We start from the raw sequence: 15,099 nt of genomic DNA on the forward strand, positions 1-15,099 counted from the left end.
CACCATGCCGCAGATGCTCAGGAGCGCCCACGTGTACAGCGGTTCCATTCCCCTGTTCGGCAGCCGGTGCTACCGGATCCTCGACGACGACGGCGTGTGTGAGCTGAACCGCGGGCACGACGGCGACTGCCTGCCCTACGAGCCCGGCTACTACCTGCCGCCGCCCCTGATCACCCCGCTGCACATCCTCACCCTGATGTGGTGGCACCCCCGCCTCGTCTGCCTGCTGTGCGGGACGAACGCGACCAGCGTCAGCTGCGACGGGCCGGTACTGGTCATCCGCGACTTCGATGGACCCGAGTCGGTCGAGTGCGACTGGCGGTTCAAGCCATGCGGCTGCGAGGGCCGAGAGATCGTCACCGCCGAGGAGCTGGACACCAGCCTCACCCCGAACGGAGCCACATGACCGAGCAGGACAACGAGCAGGCTCATGCCGAGTGGCTGGCCGAATCGCTGCGCACCGCGCAGACCGGCGCCATGGTCTGGGCGCAACGCGCCGATCAGGAGTACGAGCAGGCGCAGCACTTCGAGGATCGGGCACAGTCCTGGTCCGACACGGCCGCGTACGCCGAGACCATCGCCCATGAGCGCGAGCAGGCTCAAGCACACGCCGCACGCTCGACCGAGGCGCGGCAGCTCGCCGAGATGTGGGCGTGTGTCGCCGCTATCGTCGTACCCCCGCCTGAGCCGCTGGAGCTGATCACGGCCGAGCTGGGGCGTACGGATGGCTGAGGAACCCACACGCACCGCCCGCCTCAGCCTCGACGCCATCGGTGGCGGCCAGGTCGAGATCGACGGCCACGACATCACCGACACCGTCCGCGGACTCACCCTCAAGGCCGGCATGGGCCGCGTCCCCCAACTCGTCCTCGACCTCCGGATCCACACCGGCGAGGCCGAAGCCGAGGCAGTGGTTCACGTCCCTGCCGACACGGCGGCCGCGCTCGTCGAGCTGGGCTGGACCCCACCAGACGACGGACAGCCGGTCGACCTCACCGACCCCCAGCGCCACGACGCCATGATCAAGATCATCAAGGCGGAGGCGCGCCGCGACCCCGACTGGTTCCGCACCCTGCTGCGCCGCCAATCGCGAGCCGAGGGCACCGTGCCGCCGGACTGGCTGCGCTGATGATCACGCTGACCTACACGGTCGCAGCCGCGCCGGACCTGGTGCCCCTGCCGCGCTACGAGGACTACCCGACGACCGAGGCGTACGAGCTGGCGTTCCGCATCGCCCGAGCTCAGCGGCAGGACGGCCGGCTCAACCGCGAGGAGAGCGCGGCCCAGCTCGCCGTGATCGAGCAGCACCTCAGGGCGCTGCCAGACCTGAGATGGCTCTGACCTGCGCCGATCCGGCCGGGCGCTGCCTCCGTTCTTTGGAATCGGACATATCGCAACCCCGCGCCCAGCTGTTTTTTTTCTCTCCCCGGGCCGGCCAAGGGCCCGCCATGATCGCGGCCAGACCGTCGGCGTATAGGGGAGGCGATGATGGCGGCTCGGACCATCGAGATTGGCGAGGCTGGCGGATGCGTCGCCGCGGCCGTCGCGAAGCACCGCCAGCGCCTCGGCTGGGAGCAGCGGCAGCTCGCCGAGCGTGTGACCGCCGCGGGCCGTCCCATGAGCGCGTCGGTGCTCGGCAAGGTCGAGGCCGGCGCCCGCCGCGTCGACGTCGACGACCTGGTCGCGCTCGCCGCCGCGCTCGAGGTTCCTCCGTCCCGGCTGCTGCCCGCAGGCGATGACGACCAGGACCAGGCCGCCGACCCGTTCGAGGCCGCATCCCCGGGCACCGTGAAGGCCCGGGCCCTTGAGGACATCGAGGCCCTGGGCGACCTGGAGCAACTGGACCCCACCGCGCCCACGCTCGCCGCGCTGGCCGTCCGCCTCGCTCAGGAGATCGACGCCCCCGCCTCCCTCGGCAACTCCCTGCAGGGGATGTCCAAGGAGTTGCGCCAGGTCCTTGCCGAGCTGCGCTCCCTCGCACCTGAGGAGCGGGACGATGACGACGACCTCGACGACCTGGCGACCCCCGAGTGAGTTCGCCGAGGACCTCCGCGAGCGGTACGGGCTGACGTGCCCTCCGCTGTGGGGGACCCCGCGCCGACCCGAGCTCAAGACGCTCGGCCCCAAGGTCGCCAAGGTCATGGAGCGGCTCGGCTACAAGCCGATGCCGTGGCAGCGGTACGTGTGGGACGTCGCCATGGAGATCGACCCGGCGACCGGCGTGTTCTGGCACCGCCACGTGGGACTGTCCGTACCGCGGCAGCAGGGCAAGACGCAGGGCCTGCTCGCCGTCAAGGTGCACCGTGCGCAGGCCTACAAGCGGCAGCGGATCATCTACGCCGCGCAGAACCGCAGCATGGCGCGCGAGCGGTGGGAGGACGAGTTCTGGGTCACCATCGAGGCGTCGCGCCTGGCGCGGCGGTTCGTGATCCGCAAGGCCAACGGGCACGAGGCGATCATCGCCAGGTCGACCCGTTCGCGGATCGGCATCACCTCCAACACGGAGAAAGCCGGCCACGGTCCGCCGCTGGACCTCGGCCTGATGGACGAGCTCTTCGCCGCCGAAGACGACCGCCTGGAGCAGGCGTTCTCTCCGGCGATGCTGACCCGGCCCATGGCCCAGCTGTGGTGGGCCTCGGCCGGCGGTACCGAGAAGTCCGTGCCCCTCAACAAGAAGCGCGTGGCCGGCCGCGCGCTGATCGAGGAGCTGTGGCGTACGGGCGTGCACTCGCGTACCGCGTACTTCGAGTGGTTCGCCCCGGAGGAGTTGGACCGGGCCGACCCGGCCACCTGGTACACGACGCTGCCCGCACTCGGCTACACGGTGACCGAGGCCGTGATCCAGCATGAGCTGGACACCCTGGACCCCGGCGAGTTCGACCGCGCGTACCTCAACCGCACGCGGAAGGCGACGCCGCCGCCGGACCCCAACGTCCCCCGGGCCAAGTGGACGGAGATCGTCGACCGGCTGTCCAAGCCCACCCGTCAGGTGGCGTTCACGGTGGACGTCTCCAAGGACCGGGCGTGGACGTCGATCGGGATGGCCTGCGTCCGGGAGGACGGGCGCGTGCACCTGGAGCTCGTCGACCGCCGTGCCGGGACGGACTGGGCGGTACCCGCGTTGGCCCGCCTGTCGAAGCTGTGGAACCCGCTGGTCGTGGCGGTCGCCTCGTCGGGCGCCCCGGCCGGATCGCTCATCGACGACCTGGTGAGCGCCGGCATCACCACGCCGGAGGACAAGGACGAACCGCACCGCGGACACCTCGCGGTCGTCCGGACCAACGACTTCGTCGAGGCCTGCGGGCAGATGGCCGACGCGATGAACCAGGGCACCGCCGTGCACACGGACCAGGCTGACCTGACGGCCGCGGTCAACGGCGCCCGTACGCGCCGCGTCGGGGACGCCTGGGCGCTGGACCGTACGAGCTCCCTCGTCGACGTCTCACCGCTCGTCACGGTGACGCTGGCCCGCTGGGCGCTGCTGGCCAAAGGCCCGCTGGTGCACGACGACTACGACCCCGTGGCGAACATCTGGTGAGAGGAGCGACGTGGACAAGCCGAAGCGGACCCCGCTGCGGGACCGGCTGAGGGCCGCGGCCGGGACGGCAGCGGAGGCGGCCGGGTTCAGCCTGCGCCACCTGCCCGGCGTGGGCGGTCCGCTGTTCGTCTCGTACGGGCTGTGGCTCGCCTGGGCGCCGCTCGGGTTCATCGCCCTGGGCGCCTTCCTGCTGGTGGCCGATCGGAGGATCCCGTGAGCGTGTGGTGGACCCGTCGGCCGGAACAGCCGAAGCACGAGGAGCGCGGCGCCTGGGCCACGTCGACACTCGACCAGGTCCTCGCGCGGCTGAAGACCGGCAACTATGCCGACATCGACCTGTCCTCCTCGGAGTCAGCGCTGCAGTCGGTCGCGGTCTACAGCTCCATGGACCTGATCGCCTCCGTCGTCTCCGAGCTCCCGCTCGACGTGTACCGGGAGGCGAGCGACACACCGGTGAAGCTGAAGACGCCCGGGTACATGGAGGACCCGGACGGCGACGGTCACGGCAAGGAGGACTGGGCCTACCGGGTTGTCTACTCCTGGCTGATGCGGGGCAACGTCTACGGCGACATCCTGCAGCGCTCGAACTCCGGCGGATTCCTGCAGCAGGTCGACCTCTTCCACCCCGACCAGGTGACCGGCTCCCTCAACGACGACGGCACGGTGAACTGGCTGCACAACGGGAGCAGCGTTCCCCGGTCGTCGATGTTCCACCGCAGGGTCAACCCGGTCCCCGGCTATGTCGAGGGCCTGTCCCCGATCCAGCTGCACGCGTCGACGATCGGGCTGTCCCTGACCGCGAGCAAGTTCGGGCTGCAGTGGTTCCAGGACGGCGCGCACCCCACCGCGCTGCTGACCAACTCCGAGTCCACGATCGACGAGGGGCAGGCCCAGCTCGCCAAGTCCCGGTTCCTGGCCGCGCTGCGCGGCCGCCGTGAACCGCTGGTCATGGGCAAGGGATGGGACTACAAGCCGATCCAGCTCACCGCCGAGGAGTCCCAGTTCCTCGCCACCCAGGGCTACTCCGCCGCCGAGTGCGCGCGCATCTTCGGCCCCGGCATCGCCGAGATTCTCGGCTACGAAACCGGCGGCACGATGACCTACGCGAACATCCAGGACCGTGAGCTGACGCTGCTGAAGTATGCGATCGGCCGGTGGATCCGGCGCATGGAACGGATCTGGTTCCAGTTCCTGCCGCGCCCGCAGTTCGCGAAGTACAACCGCGACGCGCTGCTGGAGACGAACACGATGCAGCGCTACCTCGCCCACGCCTCCGCACTCACCGCGCAGTGGAAGACCGTCAACGAGGTCCGCGGCAAGGAAGAGCTCACCCCTGTCACGTGGGGCGATAAGCCGACGCACCCGCCCGCCGCGGTGCCCGTTTCCGATCCGGCCGCCAACGGCCCCCAGCCAGAGGAGTGACCATGCCCGCTATCCGCGGTCTGCAGCTGATCCGCGGCGGCGCCATGGCGCCCGCCCTGGCCCGTCCCCGTCCCGCCCGCGCGGAGGGCGACGACACCGCCGCCGCCGGCGAGATGCCCGTGATGACGGTGGAGTTCTCCACCTTCGACACCTGGTACGAGATCGACTCCTGGTGGGAGGGCCGCTTCCTGGAGCGCACCAAGCGCGGCAGTTTCAAGCGGACCATCAAGGCGCAGGGCGCGGCCGGCGTGAAGGTGCTGTTCAACCACGGCCGTGACATGCAGATCCACCAGAAGGTACTGGGCGTCGCCCAGCTCCTGGAGGAGCGCGAGACCTCGCCGTACATGGAGGTCCCGCTGCTCGACACCTCCTACAACCGCGACCTCGTCCCCGGCCTGGAGGCCGGCGCGTACGGCAGCTCGTTCGCGTTCGAGGTGATCGGCGAGTCGTGGAACCGCGAGCCCGGGCAGTCCGACGAGAACCCCGAGGGCCTGCCCGAACGCACCATCACCGAGGTCAAACTGTTTGAGGCCGGGCCGGTCACGTGGCCGGCCAACCCGGACGCGACCGCAGGCCTGCGCTCCGGGGCCGACTGGCTGATGGCCGAGCTCGCCGAGCGAGAGTCGGACCAGTACCAGGACCTCGTACGATCGTTCGCAGCATTCCGGGCGCTGCACGGACTCGGCACCCCGTCCAAGGACGGGCCCGCCTCTCCGGCAGTACCCGACCCGATGACCCCGGCACCCGGCCCCGAGCCGGCCCGCCACGTCAGCGGACTCACAGCGGCGGCACGCAGCCGTCGCCTGTCCCTACTTGGCGTGAAGAGGTGACGGGGATGCCCCCCAAGCAGAAGGAAAACGAGCCGAAGGACTACGAGCGGTCGGAGAACCTGGAGGCCGCCGAGTCCCGCATCGGACAGATCCAGGAGGAGATGCTCGTCCTGGACCAGGAGGCCCGGGGCGAGGCCCTCGACGAGGACGCCCAGGAGACCTGGGACGAACTCGAAGCGGAGCTGAAGTTCCGCGAGGGTGAGCACAAGGCGCTGGAGCGCTCCGAGCGCCTGCGGGAATCCCGCGAGCGGTGGAGCTCCACCCGGTTCTCGCCGAAGCAGGACCCGTTCGGCGAGGACCCGCGGACCCTGAGCGGCCGCGCGGTCTACGACCGGTCGATGGCGGTGGTCGACTCCAGCGAGGGCGGCCGCCACCTGGAGCCGGCGCAGAAAGAGCGGGTGCAGAAGCTGCTGCGCACGCAGACCGGCGACACCGACGGCGAGCTGGTCGGGCAGCTGCTGCTGGCCACGGAGAACCCGCACTACCGCTCCGCGTTCCAGAAGATCGCCGCGTCGACCGCTCCGGTGTTCTCGCCGGAGGAGTCCCGCGCCATCGAGCGGGTCGGCCTGATCAAGCGCGCCATGAGCGTCGGCAGCCCGGGCGGCGGCGGTTTCGCCGTGCCGGTCCTGATCGACCCGACGATCATCCTCACCCAGCAGGGCAGCGAGAACGACATCCTGCGCCTGGCCCGGGTGGAGACGATCACGAACGACACGTGGAAGGGCCTGTCCACGGCCGGCGTCTCCTGGCAGTTCAGCGCCGAGGCCGCCGCGACGACGGACAACTCCCCGACCATGACGCAGCCGGAGGTACCCACCCACCGGGCCGACGGCTTCATCCCGTTCTCCATCGAGATCGGTATGGACTGGCCCGGGTTCGCCGAGCAGATGTCCATGCTCCTGGCCTCCGGCTACGACGAGCTCCTCGCCGAGAAGCTCACGACCGGATCCGGCAACGGCCAGCCGACCGGCCTGGTGACCGCGCTCGACGCGGTGACCAACCCGGCGAACATCGAGATCGCCTCGACGTCGGTCCTGCAGGCCTCCGACATCTACGGCCTGTGGGACGCGCTGCCGCAGAAGTACCGGCGGCGGATGACGACGGCCTGGCTGTCGTCGACGAACATCCAGAACACCATCCGTCAGCTCGGCACGACCGATCCGAACTTCACGATCAACCTCACCGAAGAGGCGATCCCGCGGATGTTCGGCCGCGAGTACCCGATGAACGACTACATGTCGGACTTCGTGGCAGGCACCAGCACTGCGCCGCTCCTGGTCGTGGGCGACTTCAAGAACTACCTGGTCGCCCAGCGTGCAGGCATGCAGGTCGAGTTCCTGCCGATGCTGTTCGACGTCACGAACAACCGGCCCACCGGCCAGCGCGGCTGGTTCGCCTGGGCCCGTATCGGAGCCGACGTGATCAACGATCACGGCTTCAGGCTCCTCGTCGACCGCAGCGTCTAAGGCGCTGCCCTATCCCCGGGGCGCGGCGCACTCACGCTGCGCCGCGCCCCGGACTCCAGCGTGAGAGGAGACCCCCGTGAAGTACTCCAAGGTGACCGGTATCTGCCGCTGGTCCGGCGGCAACACCCAGCTCACCCGCGGCATGTCTGCCGCAGACGATCATCCCCTGGTCATCGAGCGTCCCGACCTGTTCGACGACGAAGCGCCCGATGCCGAGCTCTCCGGCCCTCAGCCCGTCGTCGAGCGGGCGATCGCCGAGCCCGGCAAGAAGCGCACCACCCCCGGCACCGGCCCGCGCAAGGCTGCGGAGAAGGGCGGCACCGGTGAGTGACGTAACCGCCCCCGCAGAGGCCGAGGCAGAGCACGCCCGGGCCGGGCGCCAGAACGGTGACGGCCTGGTGCAGATGGCCTACCTCCACCCGCACACCGTGTCCCACAGCTTCCACGAGTCCGTGATGCGGCTGACGGTGTGGGACCAGATCCACGACGGCCGCCTGATCGGCACGGGCGGCCCGTTCATGATGGCCTGCTCGACCGGGGGCATCGTCGAGGGCCGCAACAACATCACACAGCGGTGGCTGGACGAGACCCCGCACGAGTGGCTGTGGTTCATCGACACGGACATGGGCTTCGCCCCGGACACCGTCGACCAGCTGCTCGCCGCAGCCGACCCCGTCGAACGGCCCGTCGTAGGTGCTCTGTGCTTCGGCGCACAGGAGATCTCCTACGACGGCATGGGCGGCCGCCGTATCCGGCCCGCTCCGACCATCTACAGCCCCGCCCACGACGCCGAGGGCCGCGTCGGATTCGCGACCCGCTGGCACTACCCGGACAACGCCGTCATCCAGGTCGCCGGGACCGGAGCGGCCTGCCTGCTCATCCACCGCACCGCCGCCGAGAAGGTCCGCGCCGAGCACGGCGACGTCTGGTTCGACCGGGTCAAGTACCCCGACGGCAGGTGGGTCAGCGAAGATCTGTCGTTCTGCTGGCGCCTGTCCACCCAGCAGATCCCCGTCTTCGTTCACACCGGTGTGAAGACCACCCACCACAAGCAGATCTGGCTGGGCGAGGACGACTACAGCCCGCCCGCCGACGCCCCGGCGCCCGAGCAGGAGGCACCCCGTGCCTGAGCTCGTCATCATCGTCCCGTCCCGCGGCCGTCCACACGCCGTGGCCGAGATGGCCGAAGCCTTCCGCGAGACGTGCCGCGCGGACACCCAGGTCCTGTTCGCCATCGATGAGGACGACCCGACCGCCGGGGAGTACCGGCAGGCCGTGCAGGCCACGTACGACGAGGACCACGCCGACGTCACGACGTTCGGCCGCGCGGCTCGGGAACGGGTGCAGCGGTCGCCGTCCTTCCTGCTCGGCGAGCAGGCGGCCCCGGGCACGATGGTCAGTGCGCTCAACCACGGTGCCTCGCTCGCCCTGCAGAGGGAGCCTGGCGTGCGGGCCCTGGGTTTCATGGGCGACGACCACCGGCCCCGCACGACGGGCTGGGACCGGGCATACCTCGACGCCCTCACGTCGCTGCCCGGCATCGTCTACGGCAACGACAAGATCCAGGGCGCCAACCTGCCCACCCAGTGCGCGATCAGCGCCAGTGTGGTCCGCGCCCTGGGCCACATGGCGCCGCCCGTCCTCACGCACCTGTACGTCGACAACTACTGGCTCACCCTCGGCCGCGCGGCCGGCCGCATCAGCTACCTGCCGCGCGTGACCGTCGAGCACCTGCACCCGATGGGCGGCACGGCCGAGTGGGACGACGGGTACCGCCGCGTCAACGCCCAGGCGATGTACGCCAAGGACCGTGCAGCGTACGAGCAGTACGCCGCGCAGCACCTGGCCGACGAGGTCGCCAAGCTGAACACAGTGGTGACCGGGTGACGGCCATCGTCGGACTCGTCCACCAAGGGACGGTCCATCTCGGCGGTGACTCCGCGGGCATCTCCGGCTGGAGCCTCACCGTCCGCGCTGACGCCAAGGTGTTCACGGTCGGCCCGTACGTCCTCGGGTTCACGTCGTCATTCCGTATGGGCCAGCTGCTCCGCTACTCCTTCACCCCGCCCAAGCCGCTGGGGCAGGGAGTCGAGGAGACCAAGGACGTGCCCCGGTTCATGGCCACCCACTTCGTCGATGCCGTACGCGAGACTCTCAAGGCGGGCGGCTGGCTCAAGAAGGACTCCGAGCGCGAGGACGGCGGCACCTTCCTGGTCGGCGCGGCCGGACGGCTCTTCGAGGTCCACGACGACTTCCAGGTAGCCGAGTCAGCCGACGGCTACGCAGCGGTGGGCTGTGGGTACGAGATCGCGCTCGGCGCTCTGCACGCCACGGCCCGCTCGCGCATGGCCCCCCAGAAGCGGGTGCGGCTGGCCCTGGAAGCGGCCGAGCGGCTGAGCGCCGGCGTGCGCGGTCCCTTCACCATCCTGGAGGCGCCGCATGGCTGAGTGGAAGCTGTTCGACGGGGACGTACCGCACGTCTCCACCCCCGAGTTCCACCAGCACCGGGAGCGCGCCCCGCACGTGGACCAGCCGCACCACCGGCCGCGTCTGGAAGGCGCCAGGGATCTCGTCGTCCAGGCGGCCGACGAGCTCGCCGTGCAGGCCTCGCTGTCCGAGCAGTCCGCCTCGGCGGTGGCCGACGTGTCGGACCTCGGCTGCGGGGACGGCGGTCTGCTGCAGCTGCTCGCCGAACATCCGCACATCGACGCCTGGGGCTACGACTTCCAGCCCTCGAACGCCGCGGGCTGGGCCGAACGAGGCGTGACCGCGGCGGCCTACGACGTGTTCGGCGCCGACCGGGACAAGGTCCGCATCGGTGAGATCGCCGTGGTGACCGAAGTGCTGGAGCACCTGGCCGATCCGCACGGCGCGGTCCGCTGGATCGGCGCACACGCGCTGTGGATCGTCGCGTCCTCGCCGTGGCAGGAGCGCCCGGGCCGACACGACGAGTGCCACGCCTGGGCCTGGGACCTCGCCGGCTACCAGGCCCTGATCCGGCAGGGCGGATTCGACGTCGAGGCCCACGGCCGCGTGGGCCCGTTCCAACTGATCCTCGGACGGAGGTCCTCGTGAAGACCGCACTCGTCACCGGATCCTGGGGATTCGTCGGCCGGCACATGACGGCCGAGCTGCGCGGCCGCGGCTGGGACGTCATCGGCTGCGATATCGCCAACCCGGACCGGCCCGTCGACTGCCTCGACGTCTTCCGCCGGGCGGACCGCGTCTTCGATCTCGTCGTGCACGCCGCCGCCCGGGCCCCGCACCGGGCGGCGATCGACGGCCGCCCGGCGACGATGGCGTACAACCTGCAGCTCGACGCCGCGATGTTCGACTGGGCGCTGCGCACCGGGCAGCGCAGGGTGCTCTACCTGTCCAGCTCGGCCGTCTACCCGGTCCAGTTCCAGGACGGCAGCGAGGAGTGGCGGCTTCACGAGACGAACACCGACTCGGCGCACGGGATCATGCCGGACGCCGGGTACGGGTGGACCAAGCTCACCGGCGAGAAGACGGCGGCCGCGGCCGCCGCCGAGGGCCTGGCCGTGCACGTCGTACGGCCGTTCTCCGGATACGGCGAGGACCAGGGCGACGACTGGCCGTTCGGTGCGTTCGTCGCCCGCGCGCACCGGCGGGAGGACCCGTTCACGGTCTGGGGCAACGGCCTTCAGGTCCGCGACTGGATCCACATCGACGACGTCGTCGCCGGCGCGCTGGCCGTCGTCGACGCCGACGTGCGCGAGCCGGTCAACGTCTGCACCGGACGCGGCGTATCCATGAAGGAACTGGCAGGCATGATCTGCCAGGAGACGGGCCACCAGCCGTGGATCGCGTATGACAGGACGGCACCCCCCGGTGTCGCGTACCGCGTCGGTGACCCCGACCGGTTTCACGACCTGTACCAGCCGAAGGTCTCCCTCGAAGAGGGCGTCACGCGCGCGGTACGGCGGGCCCGGCAGCAGGGGGCGGTGGCGAGCCTGTGATCACTGTTGCTGCGGGGCAGAGCGCCGCCCTGGTGTGGCAGGCGGGGGCCGTCCTCACGAGCGCCGAGGTGACCATCTCTCCGGCGGCCGGAGGCTCTGCCGTGTTCGGCCCGACCTCGGCTGGACTGGGCGTCTCCGGCACCACCTACAGCCTCGTCTGGCAGGTACCGGCGGGCACCGCGCAGGGCTCATACACCGCGGTGCTCGAAGGCCTGGACGGGGCGACACCGGTCGCGGTTGAGGTCGACGTGTTCGTGAGCTCGCTGCCGCTGTACGCGTCGCTCGACGCCCTCAAAGAGTCCATGAAGATCACGGACAACGACCGGGACAGTTCGCTCGCCCGGAACCTGGCGGCTGCGTCGAGGAGCATCGACAAGACGTGCGGCCGCCGCTTCTGGCTGGACCCCACGCCAGTCGCCCGGATCATCAATCCCAAGGGCCGCGTCACCCTCGACGAGGACGGCTGGCACCTGCTCACCCCGGACATCGGCGACGTCGACGACCTGGTCGTCGAGGTCGGCCGCCGCGGCGGGCCGTGGACCGACATCACCGCGCAGATCGAGGTGGAACCCACCGACGCGCTCGACGACCTGAAGCCGGTCACCTCGCTGCTGCGCATCGGCGGCCGGTGGCCGTCCGGCGGCGGCGAGCGGGCACGGGTCTACGTGCGATGGGGATGGCCGGTCATCTGGTCCGACGTCGAGCAGGCAACGCTCATCCAGGCCTCGCGCCTGGCCAAGCGGAAGGACAGCCCCGAGGGCGTCCTCGGCTCGTCGGAATGGGGCGTCGTACGGCTCACTCGCCGGGACCCCGACGTATACGGGCTGATCGAGAACCTCATCCTGCCCGGCCTCGCGTAAGGAGAGCAGCGTGCAGATCGCACCCATCCGCGAGGCGATCGCCGAGGCGGCCAGCGCCGTGGTCCTGCCGGCCGGTGTGCCCAAGCTGACGTGCACCGGCTACGTACCCGACTCGATCACCGAGCCGCACTTCTTCACCGGCGAGGTCGAGGTCGAGTTCGACAAGGCCATGGGCCGCAAGCTGGACCAGATCGAGATCACCTGTCGCGTCCTGGTCGGGCGCGCCGATGACCGGTCATCTCAGAAGGTCCTCGACGCGTTGCTGTCCGGCTCAGGCCCGGCCTCTCTGAAAGTCGCGATCGAGGCGGCCCGGGGCGCGCCCGGCGAGGCCGCGCTCGGCGGCCTGGCGCACGACCTGCACGTCATGCGGATCCAGGGCTACCGCTGGTACGAGCACGCGGGATCCACGTACGTCGGTGCCGAGGTGGTCATCAAGGTCATCGGAGACGGGAGCGCCTGAGATGAGAATCCGCCTGCTGGTGCAGATGCCCGAGGACTCCAGCCGCAACGGCCAGCCGTGGCCGGCCAAGGGCGAGAGCGTCGAACTGCCCACCGCCGATGCCGCGCACCTGGTCGCCTCCGGGATCGCCGAGGAAGACACCGAACCGGACCCCCCGGTGAAGCCGCGCGGCCGCCGAAAGGCCGCTGCCGCAGAGGAGGAGTGACGTGGCGAAAACGATCCTCACCGACGTCCGGCTGTTCGCCGTCGGCGCCGACCTGACTGGCCACAGCAACAAGGTCGAACTCTCCGCGGAGGTCGAGGACAAGGACTCGACGAACTACCGCTCGGCCGGATGGAAGGAGGTCCTCGGCGGCCTCGGCTCGGCAGAGATCTCCGCCGAGGGGCAGTGGGAGGCGGGCGACCCCTCACTCGTCGACGACGCCTCCTGGTCCCAGCTCGGCGGCGTCGGGCCCTGGTCGATCGGTCCCGTCGACTCGGCGGTCGGCGATCTGGCGTACTTCACCAACGCCCTGCGATCGGACTACAGCCTGTTCGACGCGGTCGGGGAGATCGCCCCCTGGACCGGCACGGCCAAGAGCGCCTGGCCCCTCGTCCGCGGCCAGTTCGCCCACCCGCCTGGCACCGCCCGCACCGCGTCGGGCACCGGCACCAGCATGAACCTGGGCGCCGTCCCTGCGGGCAAGCGGCTGTACGCCGCGGTGCACGTGCTGTCGGTGGCAGGAGCGGACACGCCTACCATCACGGCCCGCGTGCAGTCGGACAACGACCCCGGTTTCGGATCACCCACCACCCGCCTCACGTTCGCCGCGGCGACCGCGGCCGGCGGGCTGATCCTGCGGACCGACGGCTCGGCCATTACGGATGACTGGTGGCAGGTCGCCTGGACCATCTCCGGCACCGGTCCCAGCTTCATGTTCGTCTCCGCGCTCGGCATCCAGTAGCGCGTCCCACCACCTCGTCAGATCAGCCCGGCCCATCGGTGCCCGGGCCCTCGTCATGCCCAGAAAGGGGCTCGCTGTGCCCAAGATGGTTTTGCTCGCGCAGTTCCTGTCGATCAACGGGAACACCTTGACCGAGTACACCCGCAAGGCCGAGGTGGCGGTCGAGGTCGAGGACAAGGACGTCACTACCTACGCGTCGCTGGGCTGGAAGGAAGTCCTCGGCGGACTCAAGAGCGGCGAGCTCGGCTGCGAGTTCCTGCAGGACTTCGCAGCGACCGAGCTCGACTCGATCATGTGGCCGCTCCTGGGCTCGGTCGTGCCGTTCGTGGTGCGCGCCGACCAGGCCGCGGTCAGCACCTCGAACCCCAACTACACCGGCAACATCCTGATCAAGGGCTGGAACCCCCTGGAGGGTTCGGTCGGTGACGAGGCCTCCGTGTCGGTGAGCTTCCCGACCTCGGGGGCAGTCACGAGGACGACCGCCTGATGGCCGGCGGTGGCCCGCCGTTCGCGCTGGGCGTGGAAACGCACGAGGGCCTGGCCGCTCTCGTGCGCGCTCTGCGCGAGGAGGCGGACGGCAAGCAGCTGCGCAAGGAGCTCGCGAAGAACATGCGCGACGCCCTGCGCCCCGGGGCTGCCGACGCCAAGAGCGGCATCATGTCGATGTCCTCGGCCGGCCTGCAGACCGCGCCCGCGCTGCGCTCGGCCATCGCCAAGAAGATCCGGCCCGAGGTCAAGCTCGGTGGCCGCTGGTCCGGCGCCCGGGTCAAGGCCTTCAAGACGAAGAACATCCGCAACTTCCCCAACGCGCCCAAGCGGACCAACAGGGCGAGCGGCTGGCGCCACCCGGTCTGGGGCGACCGCGAGAACTGGGTCCAGCAGCACGGCAAAGTCCAGTGGTTCGACCGTGCGTTCGAAGGTCGCGCGAACACGTACAAGCAGGCCGTTGAGCAGGCCATGGAGGACATGGCCCGCCGGATCGCGGCCCGGGCCCAATAGGAGAGCGAGCACCCGTGTACCTGATCTACAGGCCCGAAGGCAGCGACGAGCCGACGCGCTGGAAGTACAACCCGAAGAAGCTCATGTCCGTTGAGCGGGAAATGCTGGAACGGCAGACCGGCAAGAACTTCTCCGATTTCACCACCGACGTGGTCAAGGGCAACTCGCTGTGCCGCCGCGCGCTGCTGTTCATGTACCTCAAGCGTGACCATCCCGGCACCCGCTTCGATGACGTCGACTTCGCCTGGGACGAGCTCACCCTTGAGTACTCCAAGGGCGAGCTGCAGCAGCTGCGTGAGCAGGTTGCCGAGAACGCGCCCGCCGACCAGAAAGCCGTGGCCCTGGCCAAGCTCGACGAGCAGATCGAGGCCGCGTTCGAGGACCCGGAGGAGGAGGGAAAAGCGAATCTGCCCGTCGTCGAATGAGGCGACTGGGCGACGCGGCCCACCTGCTCCACATCGTCGGGCGGGACTGGGACACCCTCACGGTCGAGGAGACGGATCACTACCTCGCCTGGCTCGACGCCTACGAGGAAGCACAGCGCAAGGCCAACGAACAACTGAAGAAGGGGCGCTGACCGCCCCCTGTGAAGGGGGCGGT

At 70.1% G+C, this 15,099-nt stretch carries 24 protein-coding genes; all 24 read left to right on the forward strand.

The features are described 5' to 3' along the window. The first annotated feature begins 13 nt into the window (after positions 1-13). The 24 genes from ACIBEI_RS03875 (at position 14) to ACIBEI_RS03990 (ending at position 15,076) form a co-directional block, all read left to right on the forward strand. Complete coding sequence (locus ACIBEI_RS03875; RefSeq protein ID WP_398884698.1) at positions 14-406, forward strand: hypothetical protein; 393 nt, start codon at positions 14-16, stop codon at positions 404-406. Next, positions 403-732 carry a hypothetical protein gene (locus tag ACIBEI_RS03880; RefSeq protein ID WP_398884699.1) on the forward strand — a complete coding sequence of 110 codons (330 nt, stop codon included), beginning with the start codon at positions 403-405 and terminating at the stop codon, positions 730-732. Before ACIBEI_RS03875 ends, ACIBEI_RS03880 begins: the two co-directional genes overlap by 4 nt. Next, entirely contained in the window at positions 725-1,129 is a 405-nt protein-coding gene (locus ACIBEI_RS03885) for a hypothetical protein (RefSeq protein WP_398884701.1), read from the forward strand. The genes ACIBEI_RS03880 and ACIBEI_RS03885 overlap by 8 nt, the downstream gene beginning before the upstream one ends. After that, a complete protein-coding gene (locus ACIBEI_RS03890; protein WP_398884703.1) occupies positions 1,129-1,341 on the forward strand; it encodes a hypothetical protein in 213 nt (70 codons plus the stop codon). The genes ACIBEI_RS03885 and ACIBEI_RS03890 overlap by 1 nt, the downstream gene beginning before the upstream one ends. A gap of 147 nt (positions 1,342-1,488) precedes the next feature. Next, on the forward strand, positions 1,489-2,034 hold the full coding sequence (locus ACIBEI_RS03895; protein ID WP_398884705.1) for a helix-turn-helix domain-containing protein: 546 nt from the start codon (positions 1,489-1,491) through the stop codon (positions 2,032-2,034). Then, a complete protein-coding gene (locus ACIBEI_RS03900) occupies positions 1,997-3,538 on the forward strand; it encodes a terminase (protein WP_398884707.1) in 1,542 nt (513 codons plus the stop codon). The genes ACIBEI_RS03895 and ACIBEI_RS03900 overlap by 38 nt, the downstream gene beginning before the upstream one ends. Positions 3,539-3,548: 10 nt before the next feature. Continuing rightward, a complete protein-coding gene (locus ACIBEI_RS03905) occupies positions 3,549-3,755 on the forward strand; it encodes a hypothetical protein (RefSeq protein WP_398884709.1) in 207 nt (68 codons plus the stop codon). After that, a complete protein-coding gene (locus ACIBEI_RS03910) occupies positions 3,752-4,960 on the forward strand; it encodes a phage portal protein (RefSeq protein WP_398884711.1) in 1,209 nt (402 codons plus the stop codon). Before ACIBEI_RS03905 ends, ACIBEI_RS03910 begins: the two co-directional genes overlap by 4 nt. Before the next feature lie 2 nt (positions 4,961-4,962). Continuing rightward, positions 4,963-5,790, forward strand: coding sequence for an HK97 family phage prohead protease (locus ACIBEI_RS03915; protein WP_398884713.1), 828 nt, complete (start codon positions 4,963-4,965; stop codon positions 5,788-5,790). A 5-nt stretch (positions 5,791-5,795) separates the two neighbouring features. Beyond that, entirely contained in the window at positions 5,796-7,256 is a 1,461-nt protein-coding gene (locus tag ACIBEI_RS03920) for a phage major capsid protein (protein ID WP_398884715.1), read from the forward strand. A 76-nt stretch (positions 7,257-7,332) separates the two neighbouring features. After that, complete coding sequence (locus ACIBEI_RS03925; protein ID WP_398884717.1) at positions 7,333-7,587, forward strand: hypothetical protein; 255 nt, start codon at positions 7,333-7,335, stop codon at positions 7,585-7,587. Beyond that, positions 7,580-8,386 (forward strand): hypothetical protein, encoded by an 807-nt coding sequence (locus ACIBEI_RS03930; RefSeq protein WP_398884719.1) that lies wholly within the window; start codon positions 7,580-7,582, stop codon positions 8,384-8,386. The genes ACIBEI_RS03925 and ACIBEI_RS03930 overlap by 8 nt, the downstream gene beginning before the upstream one ends. Beyond that, a complete protein-coding gene (locus ACIBEI_RS03935; protein ID WP_398884721.1) occupies positions 8,379-9,143 on the forward strand; it encodes a glycosyltransferase family 2 protein in 765 nt (254 codons plus the stop codon). Before ACIBEI_RS03930 ends, ACIBEI_RS03935 begins: the two co-directional genes overlap by 8 nt. Then, the gene (locus ACIBEI_RS03940; RefSeq protein WP_398884723.1) at positions 9,140-9,703 is read left to right on the forward strand and encodes a hypothetical protein; all 564 of its coding nucleotides are present in this window, start codon (positions 9,140-9,142) and stop codon (positions 9,701-9,703) included. The genes ACIBEI_RS03935 and ACIBEI_RS03940 overlap by 4 nt, the downstream gene beginning before the upstream one ends. Beyond that, positions 9,696-10,331: a methyltransferase domain-containing protein gene (locus ACIBEI_RS03945; RefSeq protein WP_398884725.1), complete on the forward strand. Its 636-nt coding sequence runs from the start codon at positions 9,696-9,698 to the stop codon at positions 10,329-10,331. The genes ACIBEI_RS03940 and ACIBEI_RS03945 overlap by 8 nt, the downstream gene beginning before the upstream one ends. After that, positions 10,328-11,236, forward strand: a complete 909-nt coding sequence (locus ACIBEI_RS03950; RefSeq protein ID WP_398884727.1) for an NAD-dependent epimerase/dehydratase family protein — start codon at positions 10,328-10,330, stop codon at positions 11,234-11,236. The genes ACIBEI_RS03945 and ACIBEI_RS03950 overlap by 4 nt, the downstream gene beginning before the upstream one ends. Further along, on the forward strand, positions 11,233-12,096 hold the full coding sequence (locus ACIBEI_RS03955; protein ID WP_398884729.1) for a hypothetical protein: 864 nt from the start codon (positions 11,233-11,235) through the stop codon (positions 12,094-12,096). The genes ACIBEI_RS03950 and ACIBEI_RS03955 overlap by 4 nt, the downstream gene beginning before the upstream one ends. A 10-nt stretch (positions 12,097-12,106) precedes the next feature. After that, positions 12,107-12,556, forward strand: a complete 450-nt coding sequence (locus tag ACIBEI_RS03960) for a hypothetical protein (RefSeq protein ID WP_398884731.1) — start codon at positions 12,107-12,109, stop codon at positions 12,554-12,556. Position 12,557: 1 nt separating this feature from the next. Continuing rightward, positions 12,558-12,761, forward strand: coding sequence for a hypothetical protein (locus tag ACIBEI_RS03965; protein WP_398884733.1), 204 nt, complete (start codon positions 12,558-12,560; stop codon positions 12,759-12,761). Position 12,762: 1 nt separating this feature from the next. Beyond that, positions 12,763-13,500 (forward strand): hypothetical protein, encoded by a 738-nt coding sequence (locus ACIBEI_RS03970; protein WP_398884735.1) that lies wholly within the window; start codon positions 12,763-12,765, stop codon positions 13,498-13,500. Between the two features lie 85 nt (positions 13,501-13,585). Then, a complete protein-coding gene (locus ACIBEI_RS03975; RefSeq protein WP_398885112.1) occupies positions 13,586-13,987 on the forward strand; it encodes a hypothetical protein in 402 nt (133 codons plus the stop codon). Beyond that, entirely contained in the window at positions 13,987-14,499 is a 513-nt protein-coding gene (locus tag ACIBEI_RS03980; protein WP_398884737.1) for a hypothetical protein, read from the forward strand. Before ACIBEI_RS03975 ends, ACIBEI_RS03980 begins: the two co-directional genes overlap by 1 nt. A 14-nt stretch (positions 14,500-14,513) precedes the next feature. Then, positions 14,514-14,924, forward strand: coding sequence for a hypothetical protein (locus tag ACIBEI_RS03985; protein WP_398884738.1), 411 nt, complete (start codon positions 14,514-14,516; stop codon positions 14,922-14,924). Next, positions 14,921-15,076, forward strand: coding sequence for a hypothetical protein (locus ACIBEI_RS03990; protein WP_398884740.1), 156 nt, complete (start codon positions 14,921-14,923; stop codon positions 15,074-15,076). Before ACIBEI_RS03985 ends, ACIBEI_RS03990 begins: the two co-directional genes overlap by 4 nt. Positions 15,077-15,099: the final 23 nt, after the last annotated feature.

The sequence above is a fragment of the Streptomyces sp. NPDC050988 genome (assembly GCF_044456225.1).
Taxonomy (GTDB): Bacteria; Actinomycetota; Actinomycetes; order Streptomycetales; family Streptomycetaceae; genus Streptomyces.

Excerpts from the sequence above, each read along its gene's own strand:
- ACIBEI_RS03900 (WP_398884707.1), top strand. The coding sequence starts at position 1,997 with ATGACGACGACCTCGACGACCTGGCGACCCCCGAGTGAGTTCGCCGAG.
- ACIBEI_RS03885 (WP_398884701.1), top strand. The coding sequence starts at position 725 with ATGGCTGAGGAACCCACACGCACCGCCCGCCTCAGCCTCGACGCCATC.
- ACIBEI_RS03990 (WP_398884740.1), top strand. The coding sequence starts at position 14,921 with ATGAGGCGACTGGGCGACGCGGCCCACCTGCTCCACATCGTCGGGCGG.
- ACIBEI_RS03975 (WP_398885112.1), top strand. The coding sequence starts at position 13,586 with ATGGTTTTGCTCGCGCAGTTCCTGTCGATCAACGGGAACACCTTGACC.
- ACIBEI_RS03875 (WP_398884698.1), top strand. The coding sequence starts at position 14 with ATGCTCAGGAGCGCCCACGTGTACAGCGGTTCCATTCCCCTGTTCGGC.
- ACIBEI_RS03980 (WP_398884737.1), top strand. The coding sequence starts at position 13,987 with ATGGCCGGCGGTGGCCCGCCGTTCGCGCTGGGCGTGGAAACGCACGAG.
- ACIBEI_RS03920 (WP_398884715.1), top strand. The coding sequence starts at position 5,796 with ATGCCCCCCAAGCAGAAGGAAAACGAGCCGAAGGACTACGAGCGGTCG.
- ACIBEI_RS03915 (WP_398884713.1), top strand. The coding sequence starts at position 4,963 with ATGCCCGCTATCCGCGGTCTGCAGCTGATCCGCGGCGGCGCCATGGCG.
- ACIBEI_RS03965 (WP_398884733.1), top strand. The coding sequence starts at position 12,558 with ATGAGAATCCGCCTGCTGGTGCAGATGCCCGAGGACTCCAGCCGCAAC.
- ACIBEI_RS03945 (WP_398884725.1), top strand. The coding sequence starts at position 9,696 with ATGGCTGAGTGGAAGCTGTTCGACGGGGACGTACCGCACGTCTCCACC.
- ACIBEI_RS03880 (WP_398884699.1), top strand. The coding sequence starts at position 403 with ATGACCGAGCAGGACAACGAGCAGGCTCATGCCGAGTGGCTGGCCGAA.
- ACIBEI_RS03890 (WP_398884703.1), top strand. The coding sequence starts at position 1,129 with ATGATCACGCTGACCTACACGGTCGCAGCCGCGCCGGACCTGGTGCCC.
- ACIBEI_RS03895 (WP_398884705.1), top strand. The coding sequence starts at position 1,489 with ATGGCGGCTCGGACCATCGAGATTGGCGAGGCTGGCGGATGCGTCGCC.